15 protein-coding genes are annotated in these 18,321 nt (G+C 42.3%); 8 read left to right on the top strand and 7 right to left on the bottom strand.

What is annotated here, in order from left to right; genetic code table 11:
- Window positions 1–174 precede the first annotated feature (174 nt).
- Window positions 175–792, bottom strand: a complete 618-nt coding sequence (locus tag AACS90_RS00775; RefSeq protein ID WP_099120193.1) for a TetR/AcrR family transcriptional regulator — start codon at window positions 790–792, stop codon at window positions 175–177.
- 77 nt (window positions 793–869) lie between these two features.
- Between AACS90_RS00775 and AACS90_RS00780 the strand changes: the two genes are divergently transcribed.
- On the top strand, window positions 870–1,229 hold the full coding sequence (locus tag AACS90_RS00780) for a darcynin family protein (RefSeq protein ID WP_099119958.1): 360 nt from the start codon (window positions 870–872) through the stop codon (window positions 1,227–1,229).
- 200 nt (window positions 1,230–1,429) lie between these two features.
- On the opposite strand, the gene rarD is transcribed toward AACS90_RS00780, so the two are convergent.
- The 3 genes from rarD to AACS90_RS00795 all read right to left on the bottom strand — a co-directional run bounded on the left by rarD (window position 1,430) and on the right by AACS90_RS00795 (window position 3,618).
- Window positions 1,430–2,320: an EamA family transporter RarD gene (rarD, locus tag AACS90_RS00785; RefSeq protein WP_099119959.1), complete on the bottom strand. Its 891-nt coding sequence runs from the start codon at window positions 2,318–2,320 to the stop codon at window positions 1,430–1,432.
- Window positions 2,321–2,622: 302 nt separating this feature from the next.
- Entirely contained in the window at window positions 2,623–2,931 is a 309-nt protein-coding gene (locus AACS90_RS00790) for a hypothetical protein (RefSeq protein ID WP_099119960.1), read from the bottom strand.
- 201 nt (window positions 2,932–3,132) lie between these two features.
- A complete protein-coding gene (locus AACS90_RS00795) occupies window positions 3,133–3,618 on the bottom strand; it encodes a thioesterase family protein (RefSeq protein WP_099119961.1) in 486 nt (161 codons plus the stop codon).
- A 257-nt stretch (window positions 3,619–3,875) separates the two neighbouring features.
- On the opposite strand from AACS90_RS00795, the gene pldA reads away from it, so the two are divergent.
- The 6 genes from pldA to AACS90_RS00825 all read left to right on the top strand — a co-directional run bounded on the left by pldA (window position 3,876) and on the right by AACS90_RS00825 (window position 11,545).
- Window positions 3,876–4,736, top strand: coding sequence for a phospholipase A (pldA, locus tag AACS90_RS00800; protein ID WP_099119962.1), 861 nt, complete (start codon window positions 3,876–3,878; stop codon window positions 4,734–4,736).
- A 186-nt stretch (window positions 4,737–4,922) separates the two neighbouring features.
- Complete coding sequence (gene recQ, locus AACS90_RS00805; RefSeq protein ID WP_099119963.1) at window positions 4,923–6,749, top strand: ATP-dependent DNA helicase RecQ; 1,827 nt, start codon at window positions 4,923–4,925, stop codon at window positions 6,747–6,749.
- Between the two features lie 60 nt (window positions 6,750–6,809).
- A complete protein-coding gene (gene pldB / locus AACS90_RS00810) occupies window positions 6,810–7,805 on the top strand; it encodes a lysophospholipase L2 (protein WP_099119964.1) in 996 nt (331 codons plus the stop codon).
- A gap of 21 nt (window positions 7,806–7,826) precedes the next feature.
- Window positions 7,827–8,627, top strand: a complete 801-nt coding sequence (gene yigL / locus AACS90_RS00815) for a sugar/pyridoxal phosphate phosphatase YigL (protein ID WP_099109335.1) — start codon at window positions 7,827–7,829, stop codon at window positions 8,625–8,627.
- 471 nt (window positions 8,628–9,098) lie between these two features.
- Window positions 9,099–10,496: an MFS transporter gene (locus AACS90_RS00820; RefSeq protein WP_099119966.1), complete on the top strand. Its 1,398-nt coding sequence runs from the start codon at window positions 9,099–9,101 to the stop codon at window positions 10,494–10,496.
- Between the two features lie 38 nt (window positions 10,497–10,534).
- On the top strand, window positions 10,535–11,545 hold the full coding sequence (locus AACS90_RS00825) for a LacI family DNA-binding transcriptional regulator (RefSeq protein WP_099119967.1): 1,011 nt from the start codon (window positions 10,535–10,537) through the stop codon (window positions 11,543–11,545).
- A gap of 9 nt (window positions 11,546–11,554) precedes the next feature.
- Here the strand turns inward: AACS90_RS00825 and AACS90_RS00830 are convergent, their stop codons facing one another.
- Window positions 11,555–12,760, bottom strand: coding sequence for an MFS transporter (locus AACS90_RS00830; RefSeq protein ID WP_099119968.1), 1,206 nt, complete (start codon window positions 12,758–12,760; stop codon window positions 11,555–11,557).
- Between the two features lie 476 nt (window positions 12,761–13,236).
- Here AACS90_RS00830 and AACS90_RS00835 point away from each other — a divergent pair, with 476 nt between their 5' ends.
- Window positions 13,237–13,590, top strand: coding sequence for a DUF805 domain-containing protein (locus AACS90_RS00835; protein ID WP_099119969.1), 354 nt, complete (start codon window positions 13,237–13,239; stop codon window positions 13,588–13,590).
- A gap of 125 nt (window positions 13,591–13,715) precedes the next feature.
- Here the strand turns inward: AACS90_RS00835 and AACS90_RS00840 are convergent, their stop codons facing one another.
- Window positions 13,716–14,924 (bottom strand): MFS transporter, encoded by a 1,209-nt coding sequence (locus AACS90_RS00840; protein WP_099119970.1) that lies wholly within the window; start codon window positions 14,922–14,924, stop codon window positions 13,716–13,718.
- A 29-nt stretch (window positions 14,925–14,953) separates the two neighbouring features.
- Window positions 14,954–18,298: a miniconductance mechanosensitive channel MscM gene (mscM, locus tag AACS90_RS00845; protein WP_099119971.1), complete on the bottom strand. Its 3,345-nt coding sequence runs from the start codon at window positions 18,296–18,298 to the stop codon at window positions 14,954–14,956.
- Window positions 18,299–18,321: the final 23 nt, after the last annotated feature.

The following is an 18,321-nucleotide window of genomic DNA, read 5'->3' on the forward strand; positions in this document are numbered from 1 at the left end:
AAACGGCGATTATTCCTATTTCTCTGTACTGAATATACTCTACTAATCACATGGCGAAATTTAGACCCGTTTGCCCTGCCTCCCTTGGTGCTAGGAAGAAGAGAGTTATCATTACACAATACGGATCACGACTGTAGTACTAGCTCCAAAAGATACACTTTCTTCAGTTTTCAATTAATGTGAGCCAAAAGATAAATACCCAAATACAGCACGTTCAACCCTTTCCGTAAGCCCTGATTTGGCAGATTCCCCGTATTCACCTGCAGTATCAACCATGCCTTTGATTATTGCCATCACATCTCGCGTAGCAGCCTGGATATCGACCTGAAGAGGAATATCAGGGGTTATCAGCAGTTCAGTGATAATGCTACGCAATTGTGTATTTGCCCACTGTACATTCCTATCAAAAGGCAAACGAGCCTCTTCAAAATCAAGCAACCGAGCCAAAGCAGGACGGTGTAGTTGGTGGTCGACACAGGACTTAATAAAGGCAGAAATCCCGGCACGTCCATTCGTCTTTGTTACCGCTTTTTGCGCTTCAGCGATAAGCCGTGTTGACTCACGTACAATTAAAGCTCCCATCAGCGCATCTTTGCATGGGAAGTATTGATACAGGGAACCGATACTTACGCCAGCCAGTTCTGCAACGGCATTTGTTGAAAAACCCTCGTGACTATGCTGCTCCAAAATGCGAGCAGTTGCCTCAATAATAGCTTCAACCATCGCGAGGGAACGCGCTTGTTTCGGCTGTTTTCGTAACTTTGGTCGTTCTTGATTTGATAACGTTTTCATGGGGGAATGCGAGTTGTGAATATAAGCAATAGCTCGCATTATAGAGGCCTCAACAACGAATTCAAGGAACAATAATCATGTCTCAATCACAACATTTTACCCCCACTTTAACTGTATTTATGATGGTTAAAACAACGCCTGAATGGCTGGGTTTCTCTATCGACCAACGCTTCAAACACTTTGCTGAAATCTTTACTCCCATTATCAAAAAACATGCCGCTGGTGTTTCGCTACGTTTTTATGACGTCGAGTTTTATTCAACACGAGTCACAGATATCTGGGTATGGGATGCAAGAGATCATGAAAGCTATCAACTGCTTGTTGAAGAGTTACGTGAAACGCCGTTATGGGATCGGTACTTTGATATCGTTGAAATACTTACAGGCGTCGAAAATGCTTACGCTAAAAACTATAGGCGCGATGTCATCACCGCTTAACAATGAAAGTGCATGTAAATTCGCCAATATAGGCTACAAGTAGCCTATATTTCATATTATTGACAAAGTGCTGGTTTTTTATCCGGCACTTTGATTTAATCAAATTCCGTTCACCCGACGGATCTTGCCGCCATTGATTTCGAGTTTATTCGTGCTTTGTTTATTCGTGCTTTAGTGACCCTTTGCACAATAATGCCGGTTTACTTCCGCAAGCGCCGTTGGGTATAAAGCGCATCCAGCGTAAAGACAATCAAAGCAGCCCAGATAAAACCAAATGTGATCAAACGATCTGAGCCAATCTTCTCACCGTAAACCAGTGTTGCCAGCAGGAACATCAATGTTGGTGCGATATACTGGAAAAAGCCCAGCGTGGATAAGCGCAGATGAGCAGCCGCAGCGGTGAAAAACAGCAATGGGATTGTCGTAATGATCCCTGCAGCAACCAACAATAGATTCAGGGAAATCGTGTTATTCAGCATATTACTGGTTGGGGTATGAGTGAAAAACAGCAGATAAGTCAGTGCAACCGGGAATACCCAAATAGTTTCAATCAACATGCCGGTTTGTGCATCCACGCCCAGCTTTTTACGGATCAGGCCATACAGGGCAAATGTTGTTGCCAGATACAGGCCAATCACAGGCACAGAGCCAAATTGCCATAGCTGAATAAAGACACCGGTGAATGCCAGCCCTACCGCAATCCACTGCATACGACGGAAACGCTCACCGAGGAATATCATTGCAAACAATACACTGACCAGTGGATTGATAAAATAACCAAGACTTGCTTCCAGCATGTGATTATTGTTGACTGCCCAGATATAAACCAGCCAGTTACTGGCAATAGTAAAGGCGGTGATACCTAATATCAGCAGATTCTTTGGTTGCTTTATTACAGTCAAAACCTGACGCCAGTGACGGGTTATTGTCAGCATCAGTACCATAAAGAAAACCGACCAGATAACACGATGCGATACGATTTCATCGGGTGGCACGTACTGTATTTCTTTGAAATAGATGGGAGCCAACCCCCAAATCAAATAAGCACCTAAGGCATATAAAATACCTTTGGCTGTCTGTGGTTCGTTCATAATATCCTTGAATGTTCAGAGAGTGTTCAGAAAAAAATGAGAAGAGCTTATTAGATGTTAGCCCATAGAGCCATACAATGTGTCACTGGGTTAAGCAATTTACAAGAGGTTAATAGCATGAATGATAAATAAAAAATTACACTCTGTGTAATTAGTGTTTAACTCTGATTTTATTTAATTATTTAGGATGATAATCCAGTGAAGTGTAATTAATTGACTTTTTAAATCAATCTCTAGCATTGTGAATAGAATATAAGAATTAGCAGGGTGGTCATTAAAGTTTACATCTTTACACTATCAAATTACCTGAACCCTGTTATTGTTCTAATCGGCAAGCCAAATTTATCAGGGCAGTCTAACCCTCGCACTTTGACAGCAAAATCATTATTTCTTAACTGATTACATAACTGTGCAATATCTTTCGGGGTCCAGTAGATATTTTTTCCGTATCCTATTTGCTGAATTTTTGTTAATAAACTGTCTACATCTCCCGCTTTTAATATTCTGGCGACCATTACAGCACAATTTTTGTTAACAGGATTGTAGCTGTGGCTGATTTGATGATTACCATATGTTTTTCCATTATAAATTTCATTTTTTTTAGCCTGCATTTTTTCTACATGACGATTTATTGAAGATAATTACTCAATTTTCATCGGATAAAACGTGGCAGAGCAGGAAGCAGAATAAATATAAATAGTTGTTTATGCATAATAATTCAGTTTTCATAAAATTCAGAGGCTTCTAAGCAAATTATCCTGAAAAAAGGAATGTATTCCTTATTACATTCCTTTATTTAAGAATATTAAACATCATCCAACCAAATAAGTCCCTGTTGCACTTGCAATATGCACTTGTTTTTCATTGTGTAATTCTATTCTGGCAACAGAGACTTTATTACCGGCACGGATAATATTACTGCTGGCCGTAAATATTTCTCCACGTCCGGGACGCAGGTAGTCAACACGCAGATCTATCGTACCTAAAGTGGGCAGACGCTTTTTTATTTCCTCAAGCGTGATTGTTTTCATCATGTTCAGCGCACCGCCGGCACAGACTAAACCACCTGCAACATCAAGGATTGAAGCTATGGCTCCGCCATGTAGGATCTTTTGAGCCATATTGCCCAATAGCTTATTCTGATTGAAAAATTGAAGCTCTGCGTAATCCTGCTCAAAACGAATCAATTCAAGCCCTAAAAGTTGGTTGAATGGCATCTGATAAATAAAAACTTCACCTATAATTTTACGCGCTTCTTCTTGTGTTAAAGGTTGAGTTGGGTGCTGTATCGTTTCCATGTTGAACTTCCTGATAATTAGAAAAATAAATTTAATATCATTAGAGAGTTATCTTTGGTTAATAACTTGTTAATTTTATGCTTTTATTTATCATCTTGCCAGTCTAAGAAGCGCTTCGAAAAAATAATTTATTGAGGAAAAAGTTACTATAAAAAATCCCCGTTTCGAGTTTAGAATATCCCAGTGATTTATTGCTCTTAATATTCTTATCTTCTTACTTCTTTATCTTTGAACTATCACGATTAGGAAAACCAGAAATGCAATTGCGGTGGAAAATACTGGTTATTACCTGTTTATTATCAACATTAGCTTATGGCTCAGATAAACAGGCTGACGCAGTTAGAGGCAGTGTAATTTCGGCAATGCTGCAAGAATATGATTCGCCTTTTATGCTCTATCCTTATGATACAAATTATATTATTTACACTTATAGCTCCCGGGTAAATAAACAGGCAATTAGCAGTTATGATTGGGTTGATCATGCCCGTAAGGATGAAGTTCACTTTCAGGTCAGTTTTGGTTTTCCAATATGGCGAGGTATTGTTGGTGAAAATTCATTGCTGGGGGCTTCTTATACACAGCGTTCATGGTGGCAGCTCAGTAATAAAAGAGAGTCTTCTCCATTTCGTGAGACTAATTATGAACCGCAGTTATTTCTGGCATGGCTGACTGATTATGAACTTGCCGGCTGGCACCTGCGGGAAATTGAAGCGGGTATTAATCACCAGTCTAATGGTCGTCCGGAATCCACTTCCCGTAGCTGGAACCGGGTTTATGCACGGCTGATGGCACAAAAAGGAAACTGGCAGGTAGATTTGAAACCGTGGTATCGCCTGACTGAAAGTAACAGCCGGGATGATAACCCGGATATGAACCGTTATATGGGGTATTATCGCCTGAAAGTCGGCTATCACTATGGTGAAAATGTATTTACCATGCAGGGGCGTTATAACTGGAACACTGGTTATAGTGGCGGAGAGCTGGGCTGGAGTTATCCTCTATCTAAACATGTCCGTTTTTACGCACAACTCTTCAGCGGATATGGCGAATCAATGATTGATTACAATTTCAGACAGACCCGATTCGGTATCGGTGTTATGCTGAATGATATGCTGTAATTAATTAAATATCCGTTGTTTTTCAAGTTGCCTCTTTGTTGGCTGTGTTCACTCGCTCAGAGCACCGTTTTTATAAACAGATGGTTATCTAAGTTCCCGGGGGCGATCCCTTGTCGCTGCGATGCAACTTGAAATTCACTGGATATAATCATTTTATAAAACCAGCTCTAAACATTGAGGAAAGGCGTGTCTACCGCAGAAGTCATCAGCACGGCATCGCTGGCTGAACAAGTATTACGAAAAACATTCGGATATCAGCAATTTCGCGCCGGACAGCAACAGGTCATCAATGCTGTTCTTGATGATCGAGACTGTCTGGTTATCATGCCGACAGGTGGCGGTAAATCAGTTTGTTATCAAATCCCCGCTCTGATGAAAGAGGGGCTGACATTGGTGGTTTCTCCACTGATCTCATTAATGAAAGATCAGGTGGATCAACTCAGAGCGAATGGTATAGAAGCAGAGTGCTTAAACTCCACTCAGGATCGTGAACAACAGAGTGATATTATCCGTCGCTGTCGTCAGGGAAGCATTAAATTGCTTTACATTGCTCCTGAGCGGCTGGTGACTGATAACTTTCTCGAACAGTTATCTCATTGGCGTCCTGCTCTGCTGGCTGTTGATGAAGCGCACTGTATTTCTCAGTGGGGGCATGATTTCCGGCCAGAATACCGGGCACTTGGGCAATTACGCAGGCGTTTTCCTGATCTCCCCGTTATCGCGTTGACAGCCACCGCAGATAAGACCACCCGGCAGGATATTGTCCGCCTGTTGGAACTGCGTGATCCTATCATTCACCTCAGTAGTTTTGATCGTCCTAACATTCGCTACACATTGGTTGAGAAATATAAGCCCCTTGACCAGCTTTGGGCATTCATTCGAAGCCAGCAGGGAAAAAGCGGGATTATCTACTGTAACAGCCGGAATAAAGTAGAAGAAACGGCCGAACGGTTGCAAAAGCGCGGATTGAGCGTTGCACCTTACCATGCGGGGCTGGAAAACAATCAGCGAGCATGGGTACAGGATGCATTCCAGCGCGATGATTTACAGGTAGTGGTGGCAACGGTTGCGTTTGGTATGGGGATTAACAAACCGAACGTGCGATTCGTTGTGCATTTTGATATTCCCCGCAATATCGAATCCTATTATCAGGAAACGGGGCGTGCCGGGCGTGATGGCCTGCCTGCTGAAGCTGTGCTGTTTTATGATCCGGCGGATATGGCGTGGCTGCGCCGTTGTCTCGAAGAAAAACCTGCCGGTGAACAACAGGATATTGAACGGCATAAACTCAATGCGATGGGCGCATTTGCTGAAGCGCAAACCTGCCGCCGCTTGGTCTTGCTCAACTATTTTGGTGAAAGCAAGCAAACAACCTGTGGTAACTGCGACATCTGCCTCGATCCACCGAAACGTTATGATGGTCTGGTGGATGCGCAAAAAGCCCTGTCCTGTATTTACCGCGTTGGGCAGCGTTTTGGGATTGGCTATATTGTGGAAATGTTACGTGGCGCTAATAACCAGCGTATCAGGGAGTCAGGGCATGACAGGTTACCTGTTTACGGCATCGGTAAAGAGCATAGTCAGGAACATTGGATGAGTGTCCTGCGCCAGCTAATCCATCTGGGGCTTATCAACCAAAATATTGCCAATTATTCTGCACTACAACTGACGGAAGCCGCGCGGCCTATTTTGCGTGGTGAAATGCCCCTGCAACTTGCAGTTCCCCGAATTCAAAGCCTGAAAAGCAGAAATCAACAAAACAAGTCATACAGTGGAAACTATGATCGTAAATTATTCGCTAAGTTGCGTAAATTACGGAAATCCATTGCTGACGAAAATAATATTCCGCCGTTTGTCGTTTTCAATGATGTAACACTGATTGAGATGGCGGAACAGTGCCCAATAACACCCGATGAGCTTCTGCTGATTAATGGTGTCGGGCAGCGTAAACTCGAACGTTTTGGTGATGCCTTTATGACAGTTATCCGTGAACATTTCGAAGGATTCGAATAAACGTAGCAGTAGTAATTTTGTAATCTGCAACCGGAAAGACCGCGGGTATAGAGGATGATGATGGTATCTGAAAGATTGAAAGCAAGCTGGTTAAACCGTGAGCCTCAGTTTTCTGCTTTTACAAATGGATTATTGCTGGATTTTTGGAATATCAGAGATGAACGTGAATTCATGGGTGTTGATAATATCCCTATCCGTTATGTCTCTTTCAGTTCACCTCACCATGATAAAACACTGGTAATATCTCCGGGTCGTAGCGAAAGCTATGTGAAATATCCGGAGGTAGCCTATGATTTTTACCATTTGGGTTACAACATTCTTATTATTGATCATCGCGGTCAGGGGCGTTCAGGCAGAATGCTGACAGATCCCCAGAAAGGGCATGTTGAGTCGTTTGATCACTATGTAGATGATCTGGCAAAACTCATTGAACTGGAAATTTCTTCACTTAAGTCGCATCGCTGTTATGCACTTGCTCATTCAATGGGAGGGGCTATCCTGAGCTCTTTGCTGTTACGTCATGAGTCGGTATTCCGTGCTGCGGCTTTATGTGCTCCTATGTTTGGTATTAATTTGCCAATGCCTCGCTGGGTGGCAAACTTTTTGGTCAATCAGGCTGAACCTTATCCTGGAAGGCGTAACAGATATGCGGTCTTAACCGGGCAATGGCGTCCATTACCCTATTTGATCAACCTGCTAACTCACAGTTATGCCCGTTACCAGCGATACTTACGCTATTATGTAGATTATCCTGAATTGCGCCTGGGTGGCCCGACTTATCGCTGGATGCGTGAAAGTATGCGGGCTGGAGATAGCCTCATTGAGAAGGCTGGCGAAATTCAGACACCACTCATCGTCTTAAAAGCAAGCGAAGATAAAGTAGTTAGTAATCGGGAGTTGTTGGCTTTTTGTGCATCTCGCCAAAAAGCCGGAGCAGGAAAAGAAGAATATAATCCTCTGGTTATCCAAGGGGCACGCCATGAAATCCTGTTCGAAAAAGACGCATTGAGAGCACAGGCTCTTAATGCGATTTGTGATTTTTTTGACCAAAATTAATTTAGCTTAGGAATTTGAACCATGTACCATGTTGTTGCTTCAGATTTAGATGGCACACTGTTATCTCCCGATCACGTATTAACACCATATACAAAGAAAATATTGAATCTGCTGACGGATAAAGGAATCCACTTTATCTTTGCAACAGGGCGTCACCACATTGATGTAGGACAGATCCGGGACGGGCTGGGCATTGATGCTTACATGATCACATCAAATGGGGCGAGGGTACACAACTCACAAGGAGATTTGGTCTTCAGCCATAACCTTGCACCGGAAATTGCCCGTGATTTATGTTTGCTGGAGTTTGATAACCCGGATGTTCTGACTAACTATTACAATAACGATGAGTGGTGGGTTAATCGCGCAAGCGAGGAACAAACCGAATTCTTTAAAGTATCGGATTTCCATTACCAGATTTTCCAGCGCGACAATTTCCCGGTTAATGGGGTATGCAAGGTTTACTATACCAGTGACGACCATGATTATTTGGTTCAGCTGGAAGAAAGGATTGAAGCGCGCTGGGGAGACAAAGTCAATGTCAGCTTTTCACTGAGAAACTGTCTGGAAGTCATGTCAGGCGGTGTATCCAAGGGAGAAGCACTGGCACAGGTCTGCCAGTCCATCGGTTATGAGTTAAGTGATTGCATAGCGTTTGGAGATGGCATGAATGATCGTGAAATGCTGAGCGTGGCTGGCAAAGGCTGCATTATGCAGGGTGCACATCAGCGCCTGAAAGACACTCTACCGGACATGGAAATCATAGGCTCTAATGCTGATGATGCGGTGTCGTGTTATTTGCAGAAAATGTATCAGGTTTAAGGGTGTTGGTTTCACCCATCAAAATATAAAAACAGCATCCGATTGGATGCTGTTTTTATATTTAAAAGACAAAATTAGCAATACTATTTTTAAATATGATAATTTTATTATTTATTATCACAAATATTATCATTTGGTTTTATGGTTATATTATTACTGTGGATTTGTTTTTAATTTTTTATATTTCAAGTTGCTATGTGATTTTTATCTTAATAATGAATCGTAATGAAAGTGTACTGTGTAGATATAGGGGTTTTTTAATCATCATGTTTCAAAATTTATTAATTACAATCAATGAATTTTCTATGATAGTTGTTGCTGAAGTTCAATAATTAAATTCCTGTATTTTTACAGTCTACGCGAGTAGATATTCTGGTGTGTGAAAATAATCGATGAATAAAAATAATATTGTCAGACATATTATGTTGGAGTTAAAAATTCACTGTTCCAACATTCAGGGAATACATTGTTATGCCGTATGAAAATACGGAGCCAGTTATCACTGAGTTAAGACATGCTTCTGAAGCGTGTCTGGCTACACCGGAAGGGCGAAAAGGGTTTCGGCGAGCGATTTTTTCCTGTTGGTTCGGTACGACGATGGAATATGCCGATTTCGCACTTTACGGTTTAGCTGCTGGTATCATTTTTGCTGATATTTTCTTTCCGGAAGTGACTCCGACAATGGCGTTATTAGCCAGTTTTGCCACTTATTCTGTCGGGTTTATTGCCCGTCCTATTGGAGCGCTTGTATTCGGCTGGATGGGTGATCGGAAAGGTCGTAAATTCGTCATGGTTATGACTGTCATGCTGATGGGAGTTTCCACGACATTAATTGGCTTAATTCCCAGTTATGCACATATTGGTGTTTGGGCCCCGATTTTTTTGGTGATTTTACGATTTATACAGGGATTAGGAGCAGGTGCAGCATTATCTGGCGGTACTGTCATTCTGGGGGAATTTGCTCCACCTAAGCAGCGAGGTTTAGTTTCATCCATTATTGCTCTTGGCTCTAATGGTGGAACGTTACTGGCATCACTAGTCTGGTTGCTGGTTTTGACGATGGATAAAAAGAGTTTATTGGATTGGGGATGGCGTATTCCATTCCTGTGTAGCTTTTTGATTGCACTAGCCGCATTATTCATACGCCGCTATATGAGTGAAACGCCGGTTTTTGAACGCTATAAAGCAATGCTGACAGAAGAACGAGGTCGGGTATTAACTGAAAAAGAGCAAGATAAAATATCTGGGCGTGAGCGCTGTTTTTGGCAGAGAACCCGGGCATTCTGGCTAATGGTAGGGTTGCGCATTGGCGAAAATGGGCCGTCATATCTGGCTCAGGGGTTTATCATTGGTTATGTTGCAAATGTACTGGCGATGGATAAATTTATTCCCACAATTTCTGTACTTATAGCGTCAGTTCTGGGGTTTATCATTATTCCTCTGGCAGGTTATTTTTCTGATCGCTTTGGGCGCCGTATTACTTATCGCTGGTTTTGTCTATTACTGATTTTTTATGCATTTCCTGCTTTTTACCTGATGGAAAGTCGTGAACCTATCGTCGTTATTCTGACTATTGTTGTAGGAATGGGATTGGCTTCACTCGGTATTTTTGGTGTACAGGCTGCGTGGGGAGTTGAACTATTTGGTGTCACCAATCGTTACTCCAAAATGGCATTTGCGAAAGAATTAGGCGCGATATTATCTGGTGGTACAGCACCACTGATTGCAGCCGCTTTATTCTCTTTTAGTGGTCATTGGTGGCCCATTGCATGTTATTTTTCAGTGATGGCAGGGATCGGGTTTATTACGACATTTTTTGCACCTGAAACACGTGGCAGAGATTTGAATTTACTTGAAGATGCAATTTAATACCCTGCAATCCAATATGATGGAACTAGTATAGTTATATGAATGCCCGCTTGAAAAAAGTCACACGCAGCGATGTTGCGAAAGAAGCCGGAACCTCGGTAGCTGTTGTCAGCTATGTTATTAACAATGGCCCACGCCCCGTAGCAGAAGCAACTCGTCAGCGTGTATTGGCTGCGATAAAAAAAACAGGTTATCGCCCGAATAATATTGCCAAGGCGCTAGTTTCTGGCTCAACTCATGCCTATGGCCTGATTTTGCCGGATATATCCAATCCTTTCCTTTCTTCGGTAGCTCATGCCTTGCAGTTGGAGGCTTTTAAACATGGTCAGGTACTGCTGCCGGGAGATTCAGGTGATAATCGAATCCGGGAGAAGGAGCTGATTAATAATCTACTGAATCGTCAAATTGATGGTTTACTGTACACTAGCGTGGATCGTCATCCTTATATTGATTTGATTCAGGCCAGTGGAACTCCCTGCGTGATGCTCGATTGGGTTTATGCTGATTCAAATGTCAGTGCAATCCGGGTCAATGAACGGATTGCCGCATTTAAAGTGACTCAACATTTGACTGAGCATGGTTATCGGGATATTGCCATTATTTGTGGGCCTCTTAGTATGCTAAACACACAAGATCGCCTTTCCGGCTGGCGAGATGCGTTAGAACAGGCCAATCTGGCGATAAAGAAAGAATGGATTTTCTCTACAGATTATACCCGGCTGGGAGGCTATGAAGCGACGCTACGAATGTTGAAAGGGAAGTTGCCTCAGGCTTTGTTTGCTTCCAATGAGTTGCAGGCGTTCGGTTGTTTACGGGCACTGGCCGAACATAAAATAAAAGTGCCAGCCGATATTGCGTTAGTTTGTTTCAATGCGACTCAGCAATCTTTATATAATGTGCCTTCTTTGACTGCTGTTCGCCAGCCGGTTGATCAGATGGCACAAACAGCTATCAACATATTGAGAACATGGAATGGCCGGGCACAGGAGTGTGAATTCGAGTTTGAATTACAAATTGGTGAATCCTGTGGCTGCCAGCCTGAGCGATAAACTCACTTATTATCGTGCTTCACTGGGTTCTACCTGATCTAAATATCGCCTGACCAACAACACGACTGGTGCAATAAGGCTGATAGCAAAGACATAATTCCATACTAATTTGTAATCACTAACAAAAATTAGTGGAACAAGCCCTGTCGCAATGATCCTGCCGCACAGTGCGAAAAATTGCCCATATGAAAATGCCCGGCCAATTACCTCAGAATCAACTTCCTGTAGAATAAGGTTGTTGCTTGATATCCGTGATGCTGAATTACTGAATCCGAGGAAAAAACCACATATCAGAATCACTTCAAGAGTTGGAAACAGAGCGATTATACCGAGCGCTATCGTAAAAGTGAGAGTGAACATTAGCACCAGATTGCGTTGAGGATAACGATTGGATATTTTTCCCATAATAAAACCAACCAGAATGGCACCACAGCCATAGATAATCCCGTAAGTAGCATAAGAGCTGATAGGTTGCTGAAGCACACTATCCATAAATGGGGGTTGTATGATATTGATGGTCATGATGCAAATGAAGGGAATTGCGCCCATTGATATATAGCAAAATAAGTCAGTTTTTAAAAATGACAAAGGAAGCGTAGATTGCTGAGATTCAGGTGCTCTTCCAGGTTTGATATTTCTGGCGGTATAAGGGATTACTGCGAGTATAATAAGGGAAATAAACGCCATGCATGCCAGTAGCATAAAAATATCAATGTTGGCTGAACCAGAAAAGGTAACGACTAATAATGCTGCAATGAGTGTCGAAGACTGGGCTTCTATTTCAAGAATGGCATTAATACGATACAGCTCACTGGCCTGAAAAACATCTTTAATAAATCCCTGCCGGGTTGAATAGAAAACAGCGAAATAAATCTGAATGCAGATATAGGCACAGATTAGGGCATATAATTGGTTGGAAAATGTACTACCTGAGAGAGAAAGAAACAGAAAAAGTATCAGAACCGCAATGGTGATAAACATCAGAATTGATTTTCGGTTGAAAGAATCGATTATTCTGCCAATAAAAGGCGTCAGACAAAGTACTAAAACAGCAGAAAACATGGCAGTTGTTGCCAGAGAAGAAGGATCCCCGGCATTATTGCTGATATACCACGGAATAAGATACATTCCTATTGCAACGGCAATTGAAGAGAAAAGATTTGCTATCAGGAAAAAAGTTATTAGTAGCCATGGCCTGTCGGATAAGGTTTTCATATTATCTCGAACGATAAGAATATGTTTATTATTTAAGCTGACATAATAGGGTTTTGTTAAATTTATGTAAATGGCGTGACTGGTGTAACCGCATTTTTTGCCTTTGTGCGATGATTAATAACTGATTAGAGTATTTTTCAGAGGCACCATTCCTTTTTTTGATGATTTAATTAATTATAAGCATGCTATGAAAATATTATTTTATGGTCGGTTAATGCTGCATTAATTAGCTTTTTTTTTCTGATCAATTGATGGCTAACTTTGATATGAAGTAGACGAATATATATTGAAATTACGTTTTATTTTATATTGGGCAGATTTTATTGATTAAATATCTGAGAATTACATGGTTTGTTTAATATTATTCCTTTAAGGGCGATGTGTGGACTTTAAAATATAATTGAGTATAAAATCTCGCATCCTTTATAGTTTGTCTCCTTTTGTTTTATTAAATTTTCTTTTAAAGAAGTAATATTATGAATTGGTATGTTCAGGTTTTAAAAAATTACGCTGATTTCTCCGGGCGTGCACGTCGTAAAGAATATTGGATGTTTTATTTTCTCAATATGCTGGCATTTTTGGCCGTTTGCATATTAGGTGCAATTCTCGGTGAGACCATCGGACTTATATTAGTTGTCCTCTATGCGTTAATCACTTTTATTCCGTCACTGGCAGTAACGGTACGTCGCCTGCATGATACTGATCGCTCTGGCTGGTGGTTCTTACTGGTTTTTGTCCCGATTGGCGGTATTGTTGTATTTATCTTTACTCTTCTGGAAGGTACAGAAGGTAGTAATGAATACGGCGCTGACCCAAAGGGACTGCGTTAATATAGTAATATCTCTTTGATCTTTTTCTTTAGTTTGCCAAAACTATCAAAACGCTGCTTATGATTTTATAACAGCGTTTTCTTATCAATAAAAAATCATCTTATTCTGTCATCGTTACCTGATTTTTAATTTTCCCTTCTTCCTCGCAGAAGCAAGTAAACTAATATTCCGCTTAATACTATTACCGCCATAATAATAGGTGTTTGTTGGGCGATGCTGGATTCCAGCACAGCACCGAAAGAGATATACCCGACAGGAACGTTAATAAATCGGGTAGAGGTAAACAGGGTCATTATTCTGCCAAACAGATTTTCAGGTACTTTGCGTTGAATCAACGTAATTTCTACTGGCGCAGCAAAACCAATGCCACAGCCGATGGTAAAAAGCTGGATAAACAAAACATACTGCCCACTGAATAGAGATAAAGACAGGAAGCATAACCCAAGCAGGCTGTAGCCGGAGAGAAGGATCCGGTGGCTGGAAAAGTATTTTCCATAGATACCGTACAGCAAAGAGGAAAGAGCAGTGCCTATACCAAAGCATGTCATTGAAACCCCAAGACTGATAACGGAATTAAATTCGGTTTTATTGACGTAAGGCAGGTAAACGGTCAGGAATGGGGTGATAACAAAATTGATAATTGAACTTAGGATGAGTACAGAAAACAGTTCCTTCTCTGATTTAATGTAGCGCAAGGCTTCAAGGAAATAATGATGTGGCAGAGAAGGGGCTTCCGTTATCTGGTTTATATCAGCGGAAAAATGTTTTTTCAGAATAATAATACCAAGGGCAACAACTAAAAAACTGACCGCATCAAAGTATAATGCGTTGATTGTACCAAGCATGGCGATAATGAGTGAGCCAACAGCAGGGCCAACAAGATCACAAATATTTTCAATGGTGCTATTTATGCCATTGATTAATTCATTCTCTCTTTTATGCAGTTTTATTTCCTTTGCTAGCATAATATCTTTTGCCAGACGCCCTGGTGCATCCAGAATAGTTGAAAATATTAATAAAATAGCTAGAAGATAAAAGTGAAGAATATCCATTGTATAGAATACAGGGATTAATAACACACTCAGGAAATTAACTAAATCCGATAATACTGAGATCCGAAATGCGCCGTATCTATCAACTAACTGTGCACTGAAAAAAACAGATAATATTAATGGCAGCATTTTGGCTGACATCACAGCAGCAACCAGTAATGGACTGCCTGATATTTCCAGAATTAACCAAGGAATAGCGATTTCTGTGATGGTGTTTCCCAGAATAGAAACACCATTTAATGCCAGTAAGCCACTTATCTGAACAGGGATGCGCCTTACCATATTTTTGTTCTCTTTTTCCCTAAATTAAATTATAGATCTCCCGGTTTACGTGGAAGATTGCGACCTGATGTATTGGTTGTAGCACTGCGGATCTCCTGTCCGAAAATATCAACACGAGCCTGAAATGGAGGGAATGGCAGGGTGATATTGTGGTTATGGAATTCCTGCAAAATATACTGATGTACTTCATGACGAGCAGGCATACGATGCCCCATTTCTGCGGCATAAGCTCGCAGTTCATAAATCTGAATCCCTTGTTGCAGGTCAACCAGATAGGCTTCAGGCATCGGATTATCGATAATTAACGGGCATCGTCTTGCTGCGGTCAGTAATATCTCTGTTGCTTTCGCAGATTCTGTCTCTACGGGAACAGGGATCGTCAGGACAATACGGGTGATGGTATCAGACAATGACCAGTTTATAAATTGTTCAGTAATAAATGCTCTATTGGGAACGATGATCTCTTTTCTATCCCAGTCAGTCAGAGTAGTTGCCCGTGTATTAATTTTTGTGATGCTACCGGTCAGCCCGCGAATAGTGACGGTATCGCCAATACGGATTGGTTTTTCGAACAGGATCATCAGCCCGGAAATAATATTGGCAAAAATTTCCTGTAACCCAAAACCAAGCCCAACCCCCATTGCTGCAACTAACCATTGCAGTTTTGACCATTCAATACCCACTAATGAGAAACCGACGATACTGCCGATCAGCGTAATACCGTATTTGGTTAATGTGGTGATGGCGTAGCCTGTACCGGGCGTCAGTTCCAGATGTTGTAACAGTGCCAGTTCCAGTAATGCAGGGAGATTACGGACAAGCTGAGTCGTAATAATAATGACCAGAATGGCAATCAGGATAGAACCCAGAGTGATTGACTGGATAGTATCAATACCGTTGATGCTTGTGGTGACATCCCATAACCGGATATTTTCAAGGAAAGAGAACGCAGAATGTAGTTCTGACCATAACAGGATAAGTGAAACCAGTGCCAGCATCGTCAGGATGGAGCGTACCAGACCTAAAGACTGGGCACTGATTGCATCCAGATCGATAACTGGCTCTTCAACTTCAATCACCCCTTCAACACTACTGTTAATATTGCTGGAATCTTCTTCACTTTTAGCGCGTTGAGCAAGGATATCGGCCCGGCGTTGTTTTGCCCTTTCGAACGCAATTTTACGACGCTGGATTAACATCCATCGGCGGGTTATGTGATAGATGACCAGCAGGGAGAACCAGATGGCAACGGAGGTTTCCAACCGCGCTAACAGGGCCTGCGAAGTTTGCAGATAACCCAGTACAGAAGCCAGCGCGGCCAGAATTGGTGCAGAGAGCAGTATCCACCATAAAACAGAGTTGATAACGTTTTCACCTGACCCATGTTTATCCATGTACAGTGGAATACCAGCCCGTTTCAGGCTGGTTGTGACCAGACTTAGCGAGACGCAGAGCATTAGAAAACATAATCTGCCGAGGGTTGCACCAAACTCACGATCACTGTAATTGTTAAAGGTAATTAGCGCCATCATCAATGGCACAATCAGGAAAATTGATACCCGATAAAAGCGCATTGCCCGTTTGACGCGTTCTTCCGGCCAGCGGAAATGAGCAATAAACAGACCATTCGGATGGGCAAACGCTGCACTGAGCATGAAAATCCATAGGATAGGCGTTGTTTCACTGACACCATTACCGATAGCGGTTGCCATTGGGTACTGCCAGGCGTTTTTCAGGCCGTAGCCAATCGCTGACCAGAGCATTGGCAGAGGCAAAGCCGCTACAACAGACCAGAACACGGTTCTTATGGTCAGGGAGAAGTGATCTTGTGTCACCTTTCCGATACGGTTGCTGGAGCGTTCAAGGAAAGCGTGATACTGGCGGTGTGAACTGATGCTGAATATCACCAGCAACAACGTACCCAGCAGATAAAGCAAGGTATCCTGCGTTGTCAGCATCACATGGATTGCAATTCCTAATTGGGAAATTGTATCCAGAGAGAGTAATCGGGTTAAATCTCGTACAACCAACAGAGGATAATTCAGTGAAATGGGATTGACATCTGCTACCCAGAACAGATAGCGGTGTGTGGCATCCTTAACTTCTTTCAATGCCTCATTTAACTGGCTGGTAGAAACTTTGAGTTTTGTTAATTCCAATATTTCGCTGTCATAACCGGAAAGCAGGGAATTAAGTAACTCTTTTCTGGTACGGATAAGGGAATCATAAACCTGTTTTTGGGTTGGCGTCAGGCTGCTATTTGTAATAGGAGTATGTTCGCTTTCCCGCTGAGAGTGTTCCAGCATTTCTTCATATTTTAGCCTTTCAACCCGTAATTCAACTATATTTCGGTCTAGCTGCTGAGATTTCGGGACATCCGGGATGCGGGTTAACTGTGCCCTTAACGCGGCTCCTAATGTTGTTGAATCACCCAGCCACTGCGCCTGTTCGCGGATGGTATTAAGGGTCTGACGTACCCGCAGAATATCATCGGCAGCTTTGCGTTGCTGAGAGCCAATGGAATCCATGCGTTGAGTTTGCTGATTGAGCATTTGTGAAAGGTGGCGGTTTTGCTGAAGTTCATCCAGTAGAAACTGAGGGAGTTTTCCACCATTCTGTTCTGCCAGCATTTCAGTATGCTCAAGAGCTGACTCTGCTTTTTGCTGCCGCTTGGCGTTTAACTGGCTACGAAGTTGCTGGAGCTGAATATCCAGATTTTGATAGCGTTTTTTAAATAATTCTGCTCGTAAGCGGGCAATCTCCTGCCGATTATTGGCAGAAAGTTGTGCCATCTCCAGTTCACTGGTCGCAGTTTTGCGGGCATTCACTTCTGCCTGAGCAAGCGTTAACTGTGCTTCACTCAGTCCCGGTGAAGGTGTATTTAATGACTGAAGCCGGGAAGTTGCCTCAGCTAACAAGCGCCTTGCTTCTGTTTGCTGTTGAGGCATGAGATTTACGGATTCACTAATCTCCCGGATTTTCTCCTGTTCTTGTTGTAACTGCCGTTCCTGCTCCAGTAATTGACTGTTCAGCTGGATAATCTGCTGTTCCAGGCTGCTGATGGCCTGATTAGCCTGAATAGCAGGAGGTGGTTCACTGGTTGCCAGTATTTTCTGACGTAATTCTTTGATTAATTTTGGGAAGTCATCAATTGACTGTTGATATTTTGCAATCCGTTCCTTGGAGGATTTTGTGTCACTAATCCAAGTGATAGCCCCTTGCAGTGCTTGCGCAATTTCAGCGTCCTGCGGATTTTTACTGCCTTCAACCTGTTTCAGCTCCTGTTTAAGCTGGTTTTCATCCAGCTGTGTTGTGGAGGCGAAAGCCAGATTCGCAATAAGCAGGCTAAGAAATAAACTGATAATCAGGCGCACAATAAGGGGCTCCTTGGTAATAA

It is taken from the genome of Xenorhabdus sp. KK7.4, from assembly GCF_963876465.1.
Taxonomy (GTDB): Bacteria; Pseudomonadota; Gammaproteobacteria; order Enterobacterales; family Enterobacteriaceae; genus Xenorhabdus; species Xenorhabdus stockiae.

What these genes read in the sequence shown, in the direction of transcription:
- AACS90_RS00835 (WP_099119969.1), top strand. Translation starts at nt 13,237, where the DNA reads ATGAATTGGTATGTTCAGGTTTTAAAAAATTACGCTGATTTCTCCGGG.
- rarD (WP_099119959.1), bottom strand. Translation starts at nt 2,320, where the DNA reads ATGAACGAACCACAGACAGCCAAAGGTATTTTATATGCCTTAGGTGCT.
- AACS90_RS00840 (WP_099119970.1), bottom strand. Translation starts at nt 14,924, where the DNA reads ATGGTAAGGCGCATCCCTGTTCAGATAAGTGGCTTACTGGCATTAAAT.
- pldB (WP_099119964.1), top strand. Translation starts at nt 6,810, where the DNA reads ATGGTATCTGAAAGATTGAAAGCAAGCTGGTTAAACCGTGAGCCTCAG.
- yigL (WP_099109335.1), top strand. Translation starts at nt 7,827, where the DNA reads ATGTACCATGTTGTTGCTTCAGATTTAGATGGCACACTGTTATCTCCC.
- AACS90_RS00795 (WP_099119961.1), bottom strand. Translation starts at nt 3,618, where the DNA reads ATGGAAACGATACAGCACCCAACTCAACCTTTAACACAAGAAGAAGCG.
- AACS90_RS00780 (WP_099119958.1), top strand. Translation starts at nt 870, where the DNA reads ATGTCTCAATCACAACATTTTACCCCCACTTTAACTGTATTTATGATG.
- AACS90_RS00825 (WP_099119967.1), top strand. Translation starts at nt 10,535, where the DNA reads ATGAATGCCCGCTTGAAAAAAGTCACACGCAGCGATGTTGCGAAAGAA.
- AACS90_RS00830 (WP_099119968.1), bottom strand. Translation starts at nt 12,760, where the DNA reads ATGAAAACCTTATCCGACAGGCCATGGCTACTAATAACTTTTTTCCTG.
- pldA (WP_099119962.1), top strand. Translation starts at nt 3,876, where the DNA reads ATGCAATTGCGGTGGAAAATACTGGTTATTACCTGTTTATTATCAACA.
- AACS90_RS00790 (WP_099119960.1), bottom strand. Translation starts at nt 2,931, where the DNA reads ATGCAGGCTAAAAAAAATGAAATTTATAATGGAAAAACATATGGTAAT.
- AACS90_RS00775 (WP_099120193.1), bottom strand. Translation starts at nt 792, where the DNA reads ATGAAAACGTTATCAAATCAAGAACGACCAAAGTTACGAAAACAGCCG.
- AACS90_RS00820 (WP_099119966.1), top strand. Translation starts at nt 9,099, where the DNA reads ATGCCGTATGAAAATACGGAGCCAGTTATCACTGAGTTAAGACATGCT.